Origin of the sequence: Paenirhodobacter sp., from assembly GCF_050177655.1 — a bacterium.
GTDB lineage: Bacteria > Pseudomonadota > Alphaproteobacteria > Rhodobacterales > Rhodobacteraceae > Rhodobacter.
In genome coordinates, this window is the sequence record NZ_JBFXGV010000002.1 from 1 (window position 1) to 18,378 (window position 18,378).

The window sequence follows — 18,378 nt, forward strand, 5'->3', positions numbered from 1 at the left end:
TCCTGGCGGGCAACCGTCATATGGATCTGGCGCAGATCATGTCGATTGCGATGCCAGAGACCGAGCTTGTGTTCCTGTCGGCCTGCGAAAGCGGGTTCGGGGCGGATGGGCTCGAATACCGCACGCTCTCGCATGCTTTCGTGCTCGCGGGCGCGCGGGCGGTGATCGCGACGCTCTGGCAGGTGGATGACGAGGCGACCCGCGAACTGGCCGAGACTTTCTATGCCAAGCGCATGGAGGGGGCGGGCAATGCGGCGGCGCTGAGCGAGGCGCAACGCAAGATGATTGCAGCGGGGGGGGACCATGCAAAGCCGGGCTATTGGGCGGGGCTGATGCTGTTCGGCGCGCCCTGAACGGCAATTTGCACGGAGGTCGCCCCACCCCCGCCTTCGTGCAAATAACCACTTAGGTTCAGAATGTTATGCCGGTCTTCGCCTGGCGAATTCCCCACGTCATATTGCGGGTTCTCTTCCCTTCGGCGTCAAGATCGACTTCCCGCGGACATGCGCGGCGGGGCCGGGGCGTTGATCGGGCGGTCTTGACCGTGAGGGGCGGACCGCCGGCCTTCGCTGCGCTCGACACGAACGGCGGCCGCCGAACAGGCTGCGCTCTATCTAACCCTGCCGCTCCGGAACACGTGCCACGAGCCCGTCGAGCGCCTCGCTCAGCACGACCTGGCAGGACAGGCGCGAACGCGCCGGATCGGGTTCCCAGGCGAAGTCCAGAAGGTCCAGTTCCATTTCGCCCGCAGGCTCCAACAGATCGAAAAAGTCGGGTGCCACATAGACATGGCAGGTCGAGCACGAACAAGCCCCGCCGCATTCGGCCAGGATGCCGGGCACCGAGGCCGCGCGGGCGGCTTCCATCAGGGTCGTGCCCGGTCGGGCCTGAGTGGTCATGCGGGTGCCGTCGGCGCCCTCGAAGGTCACGGTGATCATGGAGCCTCTGCGAGTTCGGGTTGGGGGGCCGCAAGCGGCACGGATTTCAGCGGGGTGGCGGGATCGGCCAGCGCCGCTGCGTCGGGCGACTGGCCGGCCTCGATCCAGCGCTTTGCGGTCATATAGGCGCGCGGGTCGTTCATCGCATCGACCGCGAGCAGCCGCGCGCCCGCGAAATACCAATGCGAAACCGTACCGGGTTTGTCGCCCGCGCGCGTGATCACCCGGTCATGGCCCGTATTGAGCCCCGCAATCTGAAGTTTCACGTCATATTGGTCCGACCAGAACCACGGTTTTGCAACATAGGGCGCGCCCTGGCCCAGCATCGCGGCCGCGACCGCCTCGGCCTGGTCGATCGCATTGGGCACCGATTCCAGACGTATCCGACACCCTTTGTGCGGGAAGGAGGCGCAATCGCCCGCAGCCCAGATCCCGGGCGCGGAGGTCGCGCCGAACGCATCGGTCCTGATGCCGTTTTCGATGGCAAGACCGGCCGTTTCGGCAAGCGCCACGCCCGGCCGCACGCCGATCCCCACGATGACGAAATCAACGTCGATATCGGTGCCATCCGACAGATGTGCACGTGTGACGCGCCCGTCCTGGCCCTTCAGTTCCGACAGGCCACCGCCCTCGCGAATATCGACGCCATGGCTTTCGTGCAAAGCCTTGAACCAGGCGGCCGTCTCGACGCAGGCGACGCGGGCCAGCAGGCGTGGCGCCATCTCGACCAGCGTCACCCTGAGCCCCTTCGCCGCGGCGACCGCCGCCGCCTCGAGCCCGATATAGCCGCCACCGACGATCAGCACGCGCGCGCCGGGGCGGAATTCGTCAGCCATCGCATCGGCATCGGCGAGGTTGCGCATCGTATGGACGCCCGCCAGATCACCGCCGATCGCCTTCGGCAGCCGGATCGGATCGGCGCCGGTGCAAAGCGCGATATGCGACGCGGGGATGCGGGTGCCGTTGTCCAGCACGACGATCTTTTCGGCGGCCTCGACGGCTGCGACGCAGGTGCCGGTGACCAGCTCGATCGCATTCTCCGCGTAGAAGCTTTCCGGGCGCAGATGGAGCCGCTCGCGCTCCAGCTCTCCAAGCATGTATTTCTTCGACAGCGGCGGGCGCTGATAGGGCGGCGCGGGCTCGGCCCCGATCAGCTTGATCGGCGTCTCGCAGCCAAGGGCGCGCAGCTTTGCGGCAAGGGCGAGGCCTGCCTGCCCCGCGCCGACGATGACGATCGGTTTCATGGAGGATTATGCCTTTTCAGGGGCGATCGGGGCGGGCAGCAAAGGCCCGCCCCCTTGCCGGTCAATACATCTTGTAGCCGAGGAACTTGCCGTCGAGCACGATCTGCACGCGGTCGCCCTTGGGATCGGCCTTGCGGGTGATGTCCATGGTGAAGTCGATCGCCGACATGATGCCGTCGCCGAATTCTTCCTCGATCAGCGCCTTCATCGTGGTGCCGTAGACGTTCACCACCTCGTAGAGGCGATAGATCAGCGGATCGGTCGGCACCGCGGTCGGCAGCGAGCCGCGATAGGGCACGGTCATCAGAAGCGCAACTTCCTCATCCGAGAAGTTCAGCCCCAGCGCGTTGCCCGCGGCATAGGCCTGCTCCTTCGACAGCGAGATCTGGCCCATCAGCGCCGCGGTGGTCCATTCCTTGGACTGGCCGACGGCCGCGGCCACATCGGCCCATTTGATGTCGTTGAACGTCTTGTGTGCGACGATCTTCTCGGTGAGTTCGGCACGGGTGGTCATCTTGAATTCTCCTTGTCAGATGATGGGGTTGCTGGATCAGGCGCCGTAGGGCAGCCCTTCCTCGATCGGCAGGGACGGATCGCGCGACCATTCGTTCCACGAGCCGAAATAGATCGCGACATCCTTCACACCGGCCTCTTTGAGCGCGAGGAAGGTGTTCGAGGCGCGCGCGCCCTTGAAGCAATAGATCTTGACCGGGGTGTCGCGGGTGATGCCCACGGTCGCGCATTCGGCCAGCACCTCGGCGCTCGATTTCATCTCGGGGCCATGGGCGCCGGGTTTCATCATGCGATACCACTCGATCCAGACCGCACCGGGGATGCGGCCCTTGCGCGGGCAGAAATCCTTGCCATAGGGCGAGGAGCTTTCGCCGATCCATTCGTCGATGTCGCGCACGTCGAGGATCACCGCCTCGGGGTCGTCGATCGCGGCCTTCATGTCGGCCACATCCATCATGATCGCAGCGGCGGCGGGGTCGAGCTCGAACCCGCCAGGCGTGGGCGCGACTGGCGCGGTCGAGACCGGAAGGCCCTCGGCGGCCCAGGCGGCAAAGCCGCCATGCAGCACTTTCACCTTGGGATAGCCGAGGAAGGACAGCAGGAAGAAGCCGCGGCAGGACTGGCCGAAGCCGGTATTCATCGAAGCCTCGTAGATGACGGCCGTCTTCTCGCCATCGAGACCGGCGGCTGCGAACTCGGCGGCGAATTTCTCCTGAAGCGCGGCCATGCCCGCGGCATCCGAGGTAGCGAGGAAGGTGAAGATGTCGTGCATGTTCACCGCGCCTGCGACATGGCCTGCGGCAAAGCTGTCGGGATCGCGCGTGTCGATCACGACAGCCAGCCCGGCATCGTTGAGCGCGTGCAGCTCGGCGGCGGTAATAAGTTTCGTTTCCATTGGACAATACTCCCTGATCACGCCGTCACGGGAACGGCGCCTTGTTGGATCTCGTGAAAGTCGCGGGGCGGCGCGGCGCGCGGAACTCTTCCCGCGCCGCGCCCGTCAGGCTCAGCCTCCGAGCTGATCAATCAGCATGCGAAGATGTTTGGTCGCGGGCGTCACGATGCCGACGAAATAGGCCTCGCGCAGACGGCGCTGCGCCGCGCCATGGGTGACATAGCCGCGCGCGCCCTGATGAAGCTGCGCCCAATGCGCCGCCTTCATCGCCAATTCCCCGCCCGCGAGCCGGGCCTTGAGCACGCGAAGGTAGAACGCGTCGCTCTCGTCATAGGGCGTGGCGCACATCTCGACGACATCGGCGAGCAAGGCGTCATATTCGGCCTCGAGATCGCTCGCCTGAACGGGCAGGTATTTGTTCACATGGCCCAGCGGGGTTTCCACCTGCCGGATCAGGTCGATGCAGTTCTTGATGATCCCGGCGGCCATCCCGCATTGCAGCAGGGTAAAGCCCGGACGCATCCGTTTCACGAAGGGCTCTGCGGGGTCGGCCAGCACCCAGTCGTCGGAGACGAAGACATCGCGGAACTGCACATTGCAGGTCGCAGTGCCGCCCATCGCGACGAATTCGTGGTCGAGCTTGAGCCTGATGCCCTCCCAGCCGGCATGGATGATCGCCATCACCCGCTTGGGCTTGTCCTGGCCTTCGACCTCGACGTGAAAGATGGTGCCGAAATAGCCGTCCTCGGGCAGGTTCGAGACCCAGGGCAGCAGCCCCTTGACCTTGTAGCCGCCCGCGACGCGCGCGCCTTTCAGGCGCATCGGCTCGATCTCGCCAAGCGCCTTCATCGGGTTCGACATGCCGGTGCCGCCCAGCGCCTCACCGCGCGCGACCTGGGGCAGAAGCTCGGTCTTGAGATGGTCGTTGTCGGAGCTCGCGATATACCAGGCCAGCGTATCCTGCGCCCAGAGGCAGAAACCGGTGGAGAGGCACTCCTCCGATGCGCGCGCCATCGCCAGCACCGCGGTCGTCAGGTCGACATCGCTGTCCTTGCCACCGACATGGGTGCCATAGGCGCCGGCCTTGCCATAGGCGCGCACGATCTCTTCGGGGTAGATCCGCTCGTCGTCGATCTTGCGCGCGAGCGGCGCCAGCATCTCGGCCGAGATGCGCTCGACCTCTGCCGGATCATAGGCGGTAATGGGGGCTGCAACGTTCATCGGTTCGGGTCCTTTGCTCAGGGAGGAGAGGGCCGCGCCCGCCCGAAGAGGGCGCGGCATCTGGGTCAGCGCATTCGGCCGACCCGGCTCAGACGGATTCCACGACCATGTTCACCGGGCGCGCGAAGGTGTTGAACACCGGCGACCACTGCGAGACATGGGTGATCAGCGCGTCGATCTCTTCTTGCGGGCAATCGGCTTCCATATCGACCTTGATGCGCACATCGGTGAAACCCACGGGCTTTTCCGACACATCGCCGGTGCCCCAGACGGCGGTGATGTTCAGGTCACCTTCCAGCTCGAGCTCGAGCTTCCTGATCGTGATGCCGCGGGCGATGGCGTTGGCATGCAGGCCGACCGCGACGCAGGAACCGAGTGCCGCCAGCGAGGCTTCGGACGGGTTCGGCGCGGTATCGTCGCCCAAGAGCCCCGGCGGTTCGTCGACGATGTAGGGCTCGAGATTGCGGATGTAGTTCGCGTGACGGAAGCGGCCCTCGGCGACGGTCTTGCACTTGAGCGTCTTGACGGCTTTCGGATCGGCCTTGCCCTTGGCGATCAGGTCTTCGAGACCTTCCTTCGAGATCGGCGCGAGGCACGAGGTCTCGGCGGTGGGGGCAAGGCAGCCGGTGAGAGCGGTGGCGGGTTCAGACATGGGAATACCTCCTGTTGCTGTCTGTGAATGGCAGGTCAATGCGCGGCGGCGCGGACCCAGTTGAACTTTTTGACGAGCTGGCCAATGGCGGCGTCGAGGGCGAAACCGATCACCCCGATCACCACGACCGTCGCCGCCAGCCGGGAATAGTCGAGCGTGTCGCGCGCATCGTTGATCGCGAAACCGAGGCCCGAGGTGACGCCGAGATATTCGGCGGGCACGAGGACGACCCAGGCCACCCCGAGGGCGAGCCGGATCCCCTGCATCACGTCGACCGCAATGGCGGGCAGGATCACCGTACCCAGCAAGTGCAACGGGCTTGCGCCGAGATTGCGCGCCACCTTGAGCCAGGCCGGGTCGATCCGGCGCACGCCGGCCGCGGTCGAGAACAGGATCGGCCAGAGCGCGGCCATCGCGATCAGGAACACGATCGCCCCGTCCCAGGTCTCGAACGCCATGACCGCGATCGGCATCCAGCTCAGCGGCGAGATCATCCGCAGGAACTGGAAGGGCACGTTGGTGACCTCGTGGATCCTCGGCGCCCGGCCGATCAGGATGCCGACCGGCACCCCGAAACCCGCGGCGAACAGCAGGCCCAGTCCCACCCGTTGCAGCGACGGCCCCGACATGGTGAGCACCTCGCCCGAGGCGATCATCTCCCACAGCCGCTCGAGCGTCGGCGCGGGGGCGAAATCGGCGAAGGCGTAAAGGTCGGGATCGTTCTCGACGACGAACCCGCCGAGCCACCACAGCCCCAGAAGGGCAGCGGTCCCGATCAACGCGTTGATCAGGCTGCGCAGCGAGCCGAGGCGCGGGATACGCAGGATCGTCGAGGGGAGCTGGACCGCGTCGCTCATAGCTTGAAGATCTCCTCGCGGGCGTAGGGATCGGCGCTGCCCGCGACGGACGGGTCGGCCTTCCACTCGGGGTATTTCTCGAGCGCGGCTTTTACGTAGTCGTAATTGACGAGGTCAGTGGCCACGAATTCCGGATCGAGCCCGTCGAGGAAGGTGGTCTCGCCCGCCACGACCGTTTCGTTCATCGCCTTGACGATCAGCTTGGTCGCCGAAGGGTAAGGCCAGGGCTGGAAGTCGATCCGGCCGTTGTGGAACTCGGCCTCGTTCTTGATCGCCCCCTCGTCGATATATTCCTTGTGATCGGCATAAAGCGTCATCGCGCGGGTCACGACCGGGGCCGGTGCCGGCAGGTAGCCCGCACCATCCTTGGACAGTAGCTCCGCCACCTCGGCCTTGTTCTGGCTGGCATAGACCGAGGCGCGCACCAGTGCGTTCATCACCCCTTGCGTCCATTCGGGCTTGGCGGTGGTGTCCTCCTCGTGCATGCACAGGACGCAGCAGGGGTGGTTCTTCCAGATGTCGCCGGTGAAACGCAGCATCCGCGCGCCGGCCTTCAGCTCCCCCAGCGCGTTGAACGGTTCGGCCACGATATAGGCGTCGATCTTGCGCGCCGCGAGCGCGGGGGGCATGTCCGGCGGCGGCAGCACTTGCAGGTTGCACTCGTCCGGCGCCAGCGCCTCGCCCTGCGCCTTGATCACCGGCTTGATGCCATTGGCGCGCAGCGCGTATTGCAGCACGATATTGTGCATCGAATACCAGAACGGCACCGCGACCTGCTTGCCGCCCAGCCCCGCGAAATCGGTCACGTCGGTATGTTTGCCCACCACCAGCGCCGAGCCGTTGGTATGTGCCCAGGCCATGATCTTGACCGGCACCTTGTTGTTGTAGCGCATCCAGACCGGGATCGGCTTGAGGAAGTGCACGAGGTTGAACTTGCCCGCGACGAAGCCTTCGATCAGCGCCGGCCAGGACCGGATCAGCGTCGGTTTCTCGGCCTTGATGCCCTCTTCCTCGAAATAGCCCTTGGCATGGGCCACCAGGAGCGGCGTCGCGTCGGTGATCGGCAGATAGCCGATGCGCAGAACCTCGTCGGATTGCGCGCGCGCCATCTGCGGCAGGCCGGCGGCCAAACCGCCCAGCATCGCCGCGAGCCCGCCCCTGGCCAGCAGATCGAGCGTCTGACGGCGGCCCGGATCAAACCCCTCCTCGCCACCGCAGCAGGCGGCGTGCAGGTCGTGCGGGTGGTTGTGAGAGCAAGTTTTCTTGGTCATCGGTCCCGTCTCCTTCAGATCTGAGTGAAGTCATTGGTCGTTTCGGCACTCTCACCCGGCGCGTCCGCGGCCTGGGCGTAGATGGCCATCAGGCGGCTGTGCTCGGCCTGGAATTCGTCGGAACCGCCGCTGCGCTGCTCTTCCGAAAGCGTGATCGCGGTGTTCTCGAAAACCCGGCCCGGATTGGCCTTGAGCACGATGACCCGGTCGGCCATGCGGACCGCCTCGCCGACGTCATGGGTCACCAGCACCAGCGTCAGCCCGAGATCGCGGGCGATCTGGCGCACGTCGCGTTGCAGGTTGCGCCGGGTAAAGGCGTCGAGCGCCGAGAACGGCTCGTCCAGCAGCAGCATCTCGGGTTCGGGCGCGAGCGAGCGGGCCAGCGCCACGCGCTGCTGCTGCCCACCCGAAAGCTCCTGCGCATTGCGGGTCGCGAAAGCGCCAAGATCGACGAGATCGAGGATCTCGGGGATGCGACGCGCGATCTGATCGGTGCGACGGGTGAATTTCAGCCCGAGCGCCGCATTCTGCGCCACCGTCATCCAGGGAAACAGCGAGGGCGCCTGAAACATCATCACCCATTTCGGCGAGGGCTCGCGGATCGTGTTGCCGTTGATGACGACCTCGCCCTCGGACGGATGCGTCAGCCCCGAGAGCATGTGCAAAAGCGTGGACTTGCCGCAGCCCGAGCGCCCCAGCAGCGCCACGACCTCACCGGCCTTGATCTCAAAGTCGATCCCGTCGAGCACCTTGCCGTCATGGCGACGATAGGCATGGCTCAGCCCCTTGATCGCGACATGCGCCCCGACCGGAACAGGGCGGCGGCGCGGGGCGTCTTGAGCGCCTTGCGCAGCATTGTCAGACAGGGTCAGCGTCATGGCCATCGGATCTCCTCTCCGGGGATGAACGAACAGATCTGTCTATTCACCGCACCGTGAGGGAGGCCGTCAATCGAACCGACCGTTTCGGCGCTCAATTTCCAAAACTGAGAGAAAAATAAGCGAAAAAAGGGGTAGACTGACCGCATTTGGTCTAAGCCTTGCCAAGAAATGCGAAAAACTTCGATTCTCAGGCCGCGTTCATCCGCGGAAAATTGGACCAATCTGTCTTGCTTTATTCGGCGCTCTATGCCATCAAAACCCAGAGTTGTTACAAATCTCTCCCATGCGTTAAGGTGATTTCATGGAAGACGGTGTGCAAAATATCTGCCCCAACGCCGCCCTCAGCTGGAGCTTTGCCGCGCGACCGTCGAAAACCGCGCGCGAGCGGCTGATGCGCGCGGCGTCCTATCTGTTTTGCAATCACGGCTTCGCCGCGACCGGGATCGACACCATCCTTGCGCGAGCCGAAACCGCCAAGGCGACGCTCTATAATCATTTCGCCTCGAAGGAAGAGCTGATCGCCGCGGTGCTCCAGGCCGAGGGCGAGACCTGGCGCGAGTGGTTCTTCGGTCGGCTTGCGCAGGTCGAGGGGTCGGCGCGCGACAGGCTGCTCGCCGTTTTTGACGTGCTACAGGACTGGTTCGCCGATCCCGGGTTCTACGGCTGCCCGTTCATCAATGCGGTGGCCGAGTTCGACACCGGAAACGACGCGGTGCGCCGCGCGGCCGCACTCCATAAGGAGCACCTGATCACCTGGCTCAAGGCACAGGCGATCGAATTGCAGGCGCGCGACATTTCCGAGGTCGCACGCAGCTTTGCGGTGCTGATCGACGGCGCCATCGTCGCAGCCCAGCACAGCCGCGACCCGAGTTTCGCGCGCAATGCGCAGACATTGGCCGCGCTTTATCTCGATAGTCTGGGGGCTCCGCCAAGCCGGAAAGGCTGAACGCGCGCGCGGCGCCTTGCATTCCGATCAGCCCATCTGCTGTCCATCGTCTGGGGTCATGGGAAGCCTCGGAGCGCAAAGGGCATCTTCGCACGAATGATGGCCGGGCGGGCGGCGGAACACGGCGAAAAGAAAGCGGTGACGATCGACACGAGACAGCTCAAGGCCCATCGAACGGCGACCGGCATGGCGGCCCAAAATGGGGGCGTGGTCGTCTGATCGGTCGAACCAAAGGCGGCACGAACACCAAGCTGCACGCCATCTGCGACAGCCGGCGGCGAGCGATCGACCTGTTCGTTACCGCCGGACGGGTGAAGCGCACAGGCCCCGCCGCGCGGCCTGCCAAACGTCAAATGGCCGCCAGGGGATCACGGCCATGACGCTGACTGGCTCGGAGAATCGTTTCAGGGCAAGACACCGGTCAAATGCGACAAGCGCAGATACAAGCGGCGCGACCGCATCGAGATCATGTTCAGCGGGCTCAAGACGGGAGGCGCGTGGCGCCTCGTCATGGCCGCTGCCCGAAGGTGTTCCTCACGGCCATCGCATTCGCGGCTCTCGTCATTTGTCGGTTTTGAATCCTGCCCCTAGACACGAAGTTAAAAGCCGCCGTCAGGATGATTGCAGCGCACGCCCGCTTCGCCCCGCGCAGCTGACATCGGAGCCAAAGCAGCATGCTGCGCCGGGTCCGGAACGACCGCTTCGATGATGCCGTGCAGCAGAGCCGACGAGGACAACGGAAGTTTGCTACGGGCCAGTTTCGACCTTCACGGGCGAAGAACCCATCGGCGAAAGCCGCCTGCGCACGTCGCCCGTAAGGACCCCGCAGAAAGGTAAGACCGCCCCGCGGCCTCTGCTTCAGACATATACACAAAAGCCTCGGGGCATCGCCCCGAGGCTGCTTGATCGCTTCATTCGGCAAAATGACCTTTTGGAACGTTCAGGTCATGTCATGTGACACGCCACAATCATGCGGCGCGACACGCTCAGCCGCATTTCGAATGGCCGCAGTCGGCGCAGGTCATGCAGCCCTCGACCTTGCGCATCGCATAGGAACCGCAGCTCGGGCAGGCCGGGCCGCGGGGGGCTTCGCCGACCGCCATCACCTCGGCCTTCGGGTCGCTCTTCAGCCCCATCCCCTCGCCCGCGATGAAGCCGATCGCGATCAGGTGGCGCTCGATCACGCCGCCGATCGCGGCGAGGATCGAGGGGATGTATTGCCCCGCCATCCAGGCGCCGCCGCGCGGGTCGAACACCGCCTTCAGTTCCTCGACGACAAAGCTGACGTCGCCGCCACGCCGGAACACCGCCGAGATCATCCGCGTCAGCGCCACGGTCCAGGCGTAATGCTCCATGTTCTTCGAGTTGATGAAGACCTCGAAGGGCCGCCGGTGCCCGCCCTGCACGATGTCGTTCACCGTGATGTAGATCGCGTGTTCCGAGCCCGGCCATTTCAGCTTGTAGGTCTGCCCCTCGAGCGCGGCGGGGCGGTCGAGCGGCTCGGTCAGATAGACGACCTCGGCGCCCGTGTCGGCCTCGGGCGTCTTTTCCGAGGTCTCGGACACGCTCAGCACCGATCCGGTCACGTCGTTCGGCCGGTAGGTGGTGCAGCCCTTGCAGCCGGTCTCGAAGGCCTCCATGTAGACCTCCTTGAAGGCCTCGAAGGCGATGTCCTCGGGGCAGTTGATCGTCTTCGAAATACTCGAGTCGATCCATTTCTGCGCCGCCGCCTGCATCCGCACATGGTCGAGCGGCGCCAGCGTCTGGGCATTGACGAAATAGTCGGGCAGCGGCGCGTCGCCCTTCTTGTCGCGCCACATCTGCACCGCGTAATCGACGACCTCTTCCTCGGTCCGGCTACCGTCCTTCTGCAGCACCTTGCGGGTATAGGCATAGGCGAAGACCGGCTCGATCCCCGAGCTCACATTGCCCGCGTAAAGCGAGATGGTGCCGGTCGGCGCGATCGAGGTGAGCAGCGCGTTGCGGATGCCGTGGGCGCGGATCGCGTCGCGCACGTCGTCATCCATCTGCATCATATTGCCCGAGGCGAGGTAGCGCTCCGCGTCGAACAGCGGAAACGCCCCCTTCTCCTGCGCGAGATCGACCGAGGCGAGATAGCTCGCCCGCGCGATCGCCTTCATCCAGAGCTCGGTCGCCGCCGCGGCCTCGTCCGAACCATAGCGCAGGCCGAGCATCAAAAGCGCGTCGGCAAGCCCGGTGACGCCCAGGCCGATGCGGCGCTTGTTGCGGGCCTCCTCCGCCTGCTGCGGCAGCGGAAAGCGCGAGGCGTCGACGACATTGTCCATCATCCGCACCGCGGTGCGCACGAGCGTGTCGAGCTTGTCGAAATTCATCATCGCCTGCGGCTCGAAGGGCCGCTCGACCAGCCGCGCGAGGTTGATCGAGCCGAGCAGACAGGCGCCATAGGGCGGCAAGGGCTGCTCGCCACAGGGGTTCGTCGCCGCGATCGTCTCGATATAGTTGAGATTGTTCATCGCGTTGATGCGGTCGATGAAGATCACGCCGGGTTCCGCGAAATCATAGGTCGCGCGCATGATCTTGTTCCACAGATCGCGCGCGTTGACGGTGTGATAGACCTTGCCGTCGAATTTCAGCTCCCAGGGCCCGTCCGCCTTCACCGCCGCCATGAAGGGATCGGTGACCAGCACGGAGAGGTTGAACATCCGCAGCCGGGCCGAGTCCTGCTTGGCGGTGATGAAGCTCTCGATGTCGGGGTGGTCGCAGCGCATCGTCGCCATCATCGCGCCGCGGCGCGAGCCCGCCGACATGATCGTGCGGCACATCGCGTCCCAGACATCCATGAAGCTGAGCGGGCCGGAGGCATCGGCGGCGACGCCCTTCACCTCGGCGCCGCGCGGCCGGATCGTCGAGAAATCGTAGCCGATGCCGCCGCCCTGCTGCATCGTCAGCGCGGCCTCCTTCAGCATGTCGAAGATCCCGCCCATCGAATCCGGGATCGTGCCCATGACGAAGCAGTTGAAAAGCGTGACCGAACGCCCGGTGCCGGCGCCCGCAAGGATGCGCCCCGCCGGCAGGAATTTGAAATCCTCGAGCGCGTGGAAGAAGCGCTCCTCCCATTGCGCCGGATCCGCCTCGACCGAGGCGAGGTCGCGCGCGACGCGGCGCCAGCTGTCCTCCACCGTGACATCGACCGGCGTGCCATCCGCCTCTTTCAGCCGATATTTCATGTCCCAGATCTGTTCGGCGATCGGGGCGGCAAAACGGGTCATCTTTTCCTCGGTTCTTCTGAGTGCTGCGTCTGGGCGGGTCGGGGTGAATCCGTCGAAAACGGCAAAGCCCCGGAACATCTGGTGCGACCGGGGCGGATACCCACCATACCGCGTATGCCGGCGGGAGGCCAGACCGAATGCCCGCCGATCCCCCGGTTGCCGTGGCGCCCCCGGCGGCCTAGATCTGGGGCGATAGGGGGCTGCGATGATTCATATGCTGAAACTCTGCGTGGGCGCCGAGAAGGTCGAGGATCTGATCGACTGGCAAAGGGCGCGCTATGGCGACGGCCCGGCGATGCACATCACCCGCATGACCCCGAAACGCGGCGAGGAGATCCTCGCCGGCGGCTCGCTCTACTGGGTGTTCAAGGGCGTGGTGCTCGCGCGCCAGCGGATCCGCGCGCTCGACGAGGTGATGGGCGCCGACGGCATCCCGCGCTGCGCGATCGTGCTCGACCGCGACGTGGTGCGTACCGAGGCGATGCCGCGCCGCCCGTTCCAGGGCTGGCGCTACCTCGCCCCCGAGGATGCCCCCGCCGATCTGCGCACCGACCGCGCGCGCGAAGATGTCCTGCCGCGCGAGCTGCAGGCGGCACTGGCCGAGATCGGGCTGCGCTGAGGCAAGGCCGGGGGCGCCGCCCCCGGACCCCCGAGGTATTTCCGGCAAGATGAAAGCAGAATAGGCCCCGGGCTTCATCTTGCCCCAAATACCTTCGGGGGTGAATGGCCGCAGGCCAGAGGGGGCGGAAGGCCCCCTGCGCGTTCACCGCAGGATCGGCGGTTTTGACGGGTCCATCCCCGGCATCGTCGGCTTCAGCTCCTGCACCTCTTCTTCCTCGCGTTCGGGCAGGTGCAGCACCAGCGCCTTTTCGAGCAGCACCTGCGCCGCCGGATCGTCCTCACCGAGGAAGGTCACGTCGAGCTCCCCCGCCTCGAGGCCCGAAAAGGTCAGCGCCTCGCCCATCGCCTTGGCGATGCCGGGCTGCGCCGCCTCGGGCGCGCCGATCACCGCGAGCACATGGCCGCGCCGACCGTCCTCATAGGTCACGCCGCCGAGGAGCGCGTGGGAGGCGAGCCCCGCGAGCTGATCGAATTTCGCCTCGAAGGCCGGCAGCAGGAGCCCGAGGATCGCCGGCGAGAGCCCGGGCGCATCGAAGGCCACCGGCCGCGCCGCGGCGGGCTGGGGCGCGTGGGTCAGCGTGTGGCTCAGCCATTCGAGCGCCTCGGGCGGCAGCAGCATCGCCGAGTCGGCGACGCCGAGGTTGATGCCGAGACCGACCCCCTCCCCCGCCAGATGCTGCGCGATCACCCGCCCGGGCAGCGCCGCATAGGGCGCAGGCTCGCCCACGAATTCCGCCAGCCGCTCCTCGAGGTCGAAGGCGAGGACGAAATCGCCCTCCTCCGTCTCGAAGAGCTGCGGCGTGATGTCCTCGTCCTCCGGCTCGCTCTCGAGCAGGAGGAACAGCTCCGCATCGGCGAGCCGGTCGTAGACGGCGAGGCGTGCGGCCTCGTTTTCCGGATCGGCTTCCATCGCGGCATGGGCGCGGTCATAGGGGGTCATAGCAGCTCCTTCACCCGCGCCCGCAACGCCGGCAGCAGCTCGGCGGCGAACCACGGATTTTTTCTCAGCCATGCCGTATTGCGCCAGGACGGATGAGGCAAGGGAAACACGCGCGGTGCCTGCGCGCGCCAGTCCGCCACCGCCGCGGTGACGTTGCGCGTGCCGAGATGCCAGCGCTGCGCCGCGCCGCCGACGAGCAGCGTCAGATCCATCGGGCCAAGCGCCGCCATCACCTCCGCGCGCCAGGTCGCGGCGCAAAGCGGCGGCGGCGGCAGATCCGCCCCCTTCGCGTCATAGCCCGGAAAGCAGAAGGCCATCGGCACGATCGCCACCCGGTCGCGATCGTAGAAGGTCTCCGGCCCGATCCCCATCCAGTCGCGCAGCCGGTCGCCCGAGGCATCGGTGAAGGGCCGGCCCGAGGCATGCACCCGCGCGCCCGGCGCCTGCCCCACGATCAGCACCCGCGCCCCGGGCCGGAACCAGACCACCGGGCGCGGCATATGGCCGCTCGCCGTCGCGGCGAAACGCCCGGCGCAAAGGCGGCAGGCCTCGATCCGGGCAACCAGGGCGGGGGCGGCGATCACGGCTTCCTCATAGTTTCGTGAGACGCTACAATTTGGGACGGATTGTATCTCGATCAAGAGTTCGGACATAATGTCGCCCGAATGCCCGTGTAGGCGGTTTTGTTAACGATATCCGGTCATCTTCGACAGACCGGGGCAAGAGGCGGACGGCAGGCCGAAGCGATGCTCGAATTCGAGAATGTCAGCAAGTCCTTCTGGACGGGCAAGCAGCGCAAGGTCATCCTCGACCGTGCCAGCTTCCGCGTCGAACTGGGCAATTCGCTCGGCATCCTCGCGCCGAACGGCACCGGCAAGACCACGATCATCAACATGATGGCCGGGCTCGAGAAACCCGACGAGGGCGAGATCCGCAAGACCTGCCGCGTCTCCTTCCCGCTCGGCTTCATGGGCGGGGTGGTGAGCAAGCACACCGCGCGGGAAAATTCGCGCTTCATCGCCCGGCTCTACGGGCTCGACCCCGATTACGTCGAGGCCTTCTGCCGCTGGCTGTGCAATATCCACGAATATTTCGACATGCCGGTCGGCACCTACAGCTCGGGGATGCGCTCGCGCTTCACCTTCGCGTTGATGCTGGCGCTGGAATTCGACATCTATCTGATCGACGAGGGCATGCCCTCGACCACCGACGTCGAGTTCAACCGCAAGGCCGGCGCGATCCTGCGCGACCGGCTGAAGGAGGCGACGGTGGTGATCGTCTCGCACCAGCCCTCGACGCTGGAAAAATTCGCCCGCTCGGCCGCCGTGCTGCGCGACGGGCAGCTCTACATGTTCGACACCCTTGAAGAAGCGAAGCGGCTGTATGACTACTCATCCTAAGGCCATGAAATACCGCATCCGCCGTGCGAGCCAGATGCTGGCCGAGGCGTCGGGATCCGTGGTCGCGCCGGAACCGCTCGCGCCGCTGCCGCCCGGCAGCGCGACGATCGACGATCTCGAGGCGCATCGCCTCGCCCGCGCGGAGGGCCGCGCCGAACCGGAGCCCGCGGCCGCCGCTGCGACCGAGGCCGCGGCGCCCCCGCAGACCCCGCCCTCGCAACCCGCGGCCGCGGACGATCCCGCCGCGCTTTTCGAACCGCATGAGGACGGGTTCGACCCGGAGATCTTCGCCGGCAAGGGCGGGACGCAGGGCGAGGTGCTCGCCCCGGCCGAGCTGACCTCGGAAGAGGAGATCGCCGCGATCCGCGCCGAGGGGCTCACCGGGCGCCAGCTCCGCCTCGCGCGGCGGATGGCGCAGAAACACGGGATCGAGGCGACCTCCGATTTCGAGGCGGTGCGCATCCTGCGCCGGCGCGGCATCGACCCCTTCGACCGCGGCGCGCTGATGGCGCTCGAACACGCGAGCCCCGCCGCGCCGGAGACCGACGCGCAGCTGCCCGCGACCAGCGGTTCGGCCACGACCAAGGCGCTCGCCAAGATCGACGGCGCCGGCGCCGACACCAGGGTGCAGCTGCCGCAGACGATGAAGGAGGGCAAAGCGCCGCCGCCCGCCCCCCTCGACGAGGGGCAGCGCGCGCGGGAGATCATCAAGATCCAGCGCGACATCGCGAAACGGCGCCGGCGCAAGCTCGCGCTGCTCGCCGCGCGGCTCGCCTTTTTCGTGTTCCTGCCGACGCTGCTCGCGGGGTTCTACTATTTCGCCCTCGCGACGCCGATGTATGCGACGAAATCGGCCTTCGTGATCCAGAAGGCGGAGGGGATGGCGGGGGCCTCGGGCCTTGGCAGCCTGTTCTCCGGCACCCAGCTCGCCACCAACCAGGATTCGGTGACGGTGCAGAGTTACCTGCAGTCGCGCGATGCGATGATGCGGCTCGATCAGGACCAGGGCTTCAAGAAGGTGTTCTCGGAGCCCGACATCGACCCGCTGCAGCGGCTGGCGCCGGATGCCTCGAACGAGGCGGCCTACAAGATCTACAAGCGCAACGTGAAGATCGGCTACGACCCGTCGGAGGGCATCGTGCGGCTGGAGGTTTCCGCCCCCAACCCCGAGGAATCGAAGCGCTTTTCCGAGGCGCTGATCTCCTATGCCGAAGAACAGGTCGACCAGCTCACCTCGCGGCTGCGCGGCGACCAGATGAAGGGCGCGCGCGACAGCTACGAGGACGCCGAGGCGAAGGTCTTCGCCGCCCAGGCCAAGGTGCTCGGGCTGCAGGAGAAGGTCGGCATCCTCGACCCGGTGAGCGAAAGCAACGCGGTGATGACCCAGGTCACCGGCTTCGAGACCGAGCTGCAAAAGAAGCGGCTGGAGCTTGGCCAGCTGCTCGACAACGACCGCCCCAACGCCGCCCGCGTCGCGGGTGTGAAGGGGGACATCGCGCGGCTCGAACAGCTGATCGCCGATCTGCGCAAGCAGCTCACCGAAAAGACCGGGCAGAGCGAATCGCTCGCCGCGGTCACCGGTCAGCTGCGCATCGCCGAGGCCGAGCTGGAAACGCGCCAGACGCTGCTCGCCGCTGCCGCGCAGCAGATGGAAACCGCCCGGATCGAGGCGAACAAGCAGGTGCGCTATCTTGAAATGGGCGTGCGCCCGATCGCGCCGGACGAGCCGACCTATCCGCGCGCCTTCGAGGATACGCTGCTGGCCTTCCTGATCTTTTCGGGTATCTATCTGATGCTCTCGCTGACCGCGTCGATCCTGCGCGAACAGGTTTCGAGCTGACCGGAGGACATCATGAAAGACGTGAACATCGGCGGTCTGACCGTCTCCAACGACCGTGCGCTGACCGTGATCGCGGGGCCGTGCCAGCTCGAGACCCTCGATCATGCGCTGATGATCGGGGAGGCGATGGTGAAGGCCTGCGCCGATGCCGGGGCGCAATATGTCTTCAAGGCGAGCTATGACAAGGCGAACCGCACCAGCCTGAAGGGGCGGCGCGGCGTCGGCATGGAGGCGGGGCTGCGCATGCTCGAGGAGGTGCGCGCGCGCCTCGGCTGCCCGGTTCTGACCGATGTGCACGACATCGAACAGGCGCGTGCCGCGGGCGCCGTCGTCGACGTGATCCAGATCCCGGCGTTCCTCTGCCGGCAGACCGACCTCTTGCTCGCCGCGGGCGAGACCGGCTGCGTCGTCAACATCAAGAAGGGGCAGTTCCTCGCCCCCTGGGACATGCCGAATGTCGCCGACAAGGTCGCCTCGACCGGCAACGAGAAGATCCTGCTGACCGAGCGCGGCAGCTCGTTCGGCTACAACACGCTCGTCGCCGACATGCGCGGGCTGCCGACGATGATGAAGACGGGCTACCCGGTGATCATGGACGCCACCCATTCGGTGCAGCAGCCGGGCGGCCTTGGCGGCGCCTCGGGCGGTCAGCGCGAGATGGCGCCGGTGATGGCGCGCGCCGCCGTCAGCCTCGGCATCGCGGGCGTCTTCATCGAGACGCATGAAGACCCGGACAACGCCCCCTCCGACGGGCCGAACATGATCCGCCTCGAGGCGATGCCGAAACTCATCGCCTCGCTGATGGAGTTCGACCGGCTGGCGAAGGCCGATCCGATCCGCCTCTGACCCCGCGCGCGGGGGGCGCTGCCCCCGTCCTGCGGACTCCCCCGGGATATTTCCGCACTTTG

Annotated in this window: 18 protein-coding genes and 1 pseudogene; 7 read left to right on the top strand and 12 right to left on the bottom strand. The window is 66.1% G+C overall.

Features of this window, described 5'->3' with window-relative positions; all coding sequences use genetic code 11:
• The coding region (locus AB7U46_RS01085; protein ID WP_428335080.1) for a CHAT domain-containing protein at positions 1-353 on the top strand (353 nt) is incomplete at its 5' end.
• A 261-nt stretch (positions 354-614) separates the two neighbouring features.
• Here the strand turns inward: AB7U46_RS01085 and AB7U46_RS01090 are convergent.
• The 9 genes from AB7U46_RS01090 to AB7U46_RS01130 form a co-directional block, all read right to left on the bottom strand.
• Positions 615-938 (bottom strand): 2Fe-2S iron-sulfur cluster-binding protein, encoded by a 324-nt coding sequence (locus tag AB7U46_RS01090; RefSeq protein WP_428335081.1) that lies wholly within the window; start codon positions 936-938, stop codon positions 615-617.
• Positions 935-2,182, bottom strand: a complete 1,248-nt coding sequence (locus AB7U46_RS01095; protein WP_428335082.1) for an NAD(P)/FAD-dependent oxidoreductase — start codon at positions 2,180-2,182, stop codon at positions 935-937. The genes AB7U46_RS01090 and AB7U46_RS01095 overlap by 4 nt, the downstream gene beginning before the upstream one ends.
• 61 nt (positions 2,183-2,243) lie before the next feature.
• On the bottom strand, positions 2,244-2,696 hold the full coding sequence (gene cynS, locus AB7U46_RS01100; RefSeq protein WP_428335083.1) for a cyanase: 453 nt from the start codon (positions 2,694-2,696) through the stop codon (positions 2,244-2,246).
• Between the two features lie 36 nt (positions 2,697-2,732).
• Positions 2,733-3,590, bottom strand: a complete 858-nt coding sequence (locus AB7U46_RS01105) for a sulfurtransferase (RefSeq protein WP_428335084.1) — start codon at positions 3,588-3,590, stop codon at positions 2,733-2,735.
• Positions 3,591-3,701: 111 nt separating this feature from the next.
• Positions 3,702-4,811: an acyl-CoA dehydrogenase family protein gene (locus AB7U46_RS01110; protein WP_428335085.1), complete on the bottom strand. Its 1,110-nt coding sequence runs from the start codon at positions 4,809-4,811 to the stop codon at positions 3,702-3,704.
• Positions 4,812-4,899: 88 nt separating this feature from the next.
• Positions 4,900-5,463, bottom strand: a complete 564-nt coding sequence (locus AB7U46_RS01115) for an OsmC family protein (RefSeq protein ID WP_428335086.1) — start codon at positions 5,461-5,463, stop codon at positions 4,900-4,902.
• A 35-nt stretch (positions 5,464-5,498) separates the two neighbouring features.
• Entirely contained in the window at positions 5,499-6,320 is an 822-nt protein-coding gene (locus AB7U46_RS01120; protein WP_428335087.1) for an ABC transporter permease, read from the bottom strand.
• The gene (locus AB7U46_RS01125; protein ID WP_428335088.1) at positions 6,317-7,591 is read right to left on the bottom strand and encodes an ABC transporter substrate-binding protein; all 1,275 of its coding nucleotides are present in this window, start codon (positions 7,589-7,591) and stop codon (positions 6,317-6,319) included. Before AB7U46_RS01125 ends, AB7U46_RS01120 begins: the two co-directional genes overlap by 4 nt.
• A gap of 14 nt (positions 7,592-7,605) precedes the next feature.
• On the bottom strand, positions 7,606-8,475 hold the full coding sequence (locus AB7U46_RS01130) for an ABC transporter ATP-binding protein (RefSeq protein ID WP_428335089.1): 870 nt from the start codon (positions 8,473-8,475) through the stop codon (positions 7,606-7,608).
• Positions 8,476-8,773: 298 nt separating this feature from the next.
• Here AB7U46_RS01130 and AB7U46_RS01135 point away from each other — a divergent pair, with 298 nt between their 5' ends.
• Positions 8,774-9,418 (top strand): TetR/AcrR family transcriptional regulator, encoded by a 645-nt coding sequence (locus AB7U46_RS01135; RefSeq protein ID WP_428335090.1) that lies wholly within the window; start codon positions 8,774-8,776, stop codon positions 9,416-9,418.
• A 48-nt stretch (positions 9,419-9,466) separates the two neighbouring features.
• Positions 9,467-9,996 (top strand): annotated as a pseudogene (locus tag AB7U46_RS01140) (IS5/IS1182 family transposase); the annotation flags it as partial.
• 408 nt (positions 9,997-10,404) lie between these two features.
• On the opposite strand, the gene AB7U46_RS01145 reads toward AB7U46_RS01140, so the two are convergent.
• Positions 10,405-12,669, bottom strand: a complete 2,265-nt coding sequence (locus tag AB7U46_RS01145) for an adenosylcobalamin-dependent ribonucleoside-diphosphate reductase (RefSeq protein ID WP_428335091.1) — start codon at positions 12,667-12,669, stop codon at positions 10,405-10,407.
• 205 nt (positions 12,670-12,874) lie between these two features.
• Here AB7U46_RS01145 and AB7U46_RS01150 point away from each other — a divergent pair, with 205 nt between their 5' ends.
• Positions 12,875-13,288, top strand: a complete 414-nt coding sequence (locus AB7U46_RS01150; RefSeq protein ID WP_428335092.1) for a DUF1489 family protein — start codon at positions 12,875-12,877, stop codon at positions 13,286-13,288.
• Between the two features lie 144 nt (positions 13,289-13,432).
• Here AB7U46_RS01150 and AB7U46_RS01155 read toward each other — a convergent pair whose 3' ends face one another.
• Positions 13,433-14,230: an SseB family protein gene (locus AB7U46_RS01155; protein ID WP_428335093.1), complete on the bottom strand. Its 798-nt coding sequence runs from the start codon at positions 14,228-14,230 to the stop codon at positions 13,433-13,435.
• Positions 14,227-14,811 (bottom strand): uracil-DNA glycosylase family protein, encoded by a 585-nt coding sequence (locus AB7U46_RS01160; RefSeq protein WP_428335263.1) that lies wholly within the window; start codon positions 14,809-14,811, stop codon positions 14,227-14,229. Before AB7U46_RS01160 ends, AB7U46_RS01155 begins: the two co-directional genes overlap by 4 nt.
• Before the next feature lie 165 nt (positions 14,812-14,976).
• Between AB7U46_RS01160 and AB7U46_RS01165 the strand changes: the two genes are divergently transcribed.
• The 3 genes from AB7U46_RS01165 to kdsA are packed head-to-tail and all read left to right on the top strand — an operon-like array spanning position 14,977 to position 18,316.
• Positions 14,977-15,630 carry an ABC transporter ATP-binding protein gene (locus AB7U46_RS01165; RefSeq protein ID WP_428335094.1) on the top strand — a complete coding sequence of 218 codons (654 nt, stop codon included), beginning with the start codon at positions 14,977-14,979 and terminating at the stop codon, positions 15,628-15,630.
• Positions 15,614-17,470, top strand: coding sequence for a capsule biosynthesis protein (locus AB7U46_RS01170; RefSeq protein WP_428335095.1), 1,857 nt, complete (start codon positions 15,614-15,616; stop codon positions 17,468-17,470). The genes AB7U46_RS01165 and AB7U46_RS01170 overlap by 17 nt, the downstream gene beginning before the upstream one ends.
• 12 nt (positions 17,471-17,482) lie before the next feature.
• On the top strand, positions 17,483-18,316 hold the full coding sequence (gene kdsA / locus AB7U46_RS01175) for a 3-deoxy-8-phosphooctulonate synthase (protein ID WP_428335096.1): 834 nt from the start codon (positions 17,483-17,485) through the stop codon (positions 18,314-18,316).
• Positions 18,317-18,378: the final 62 nt, after the last annotated feature.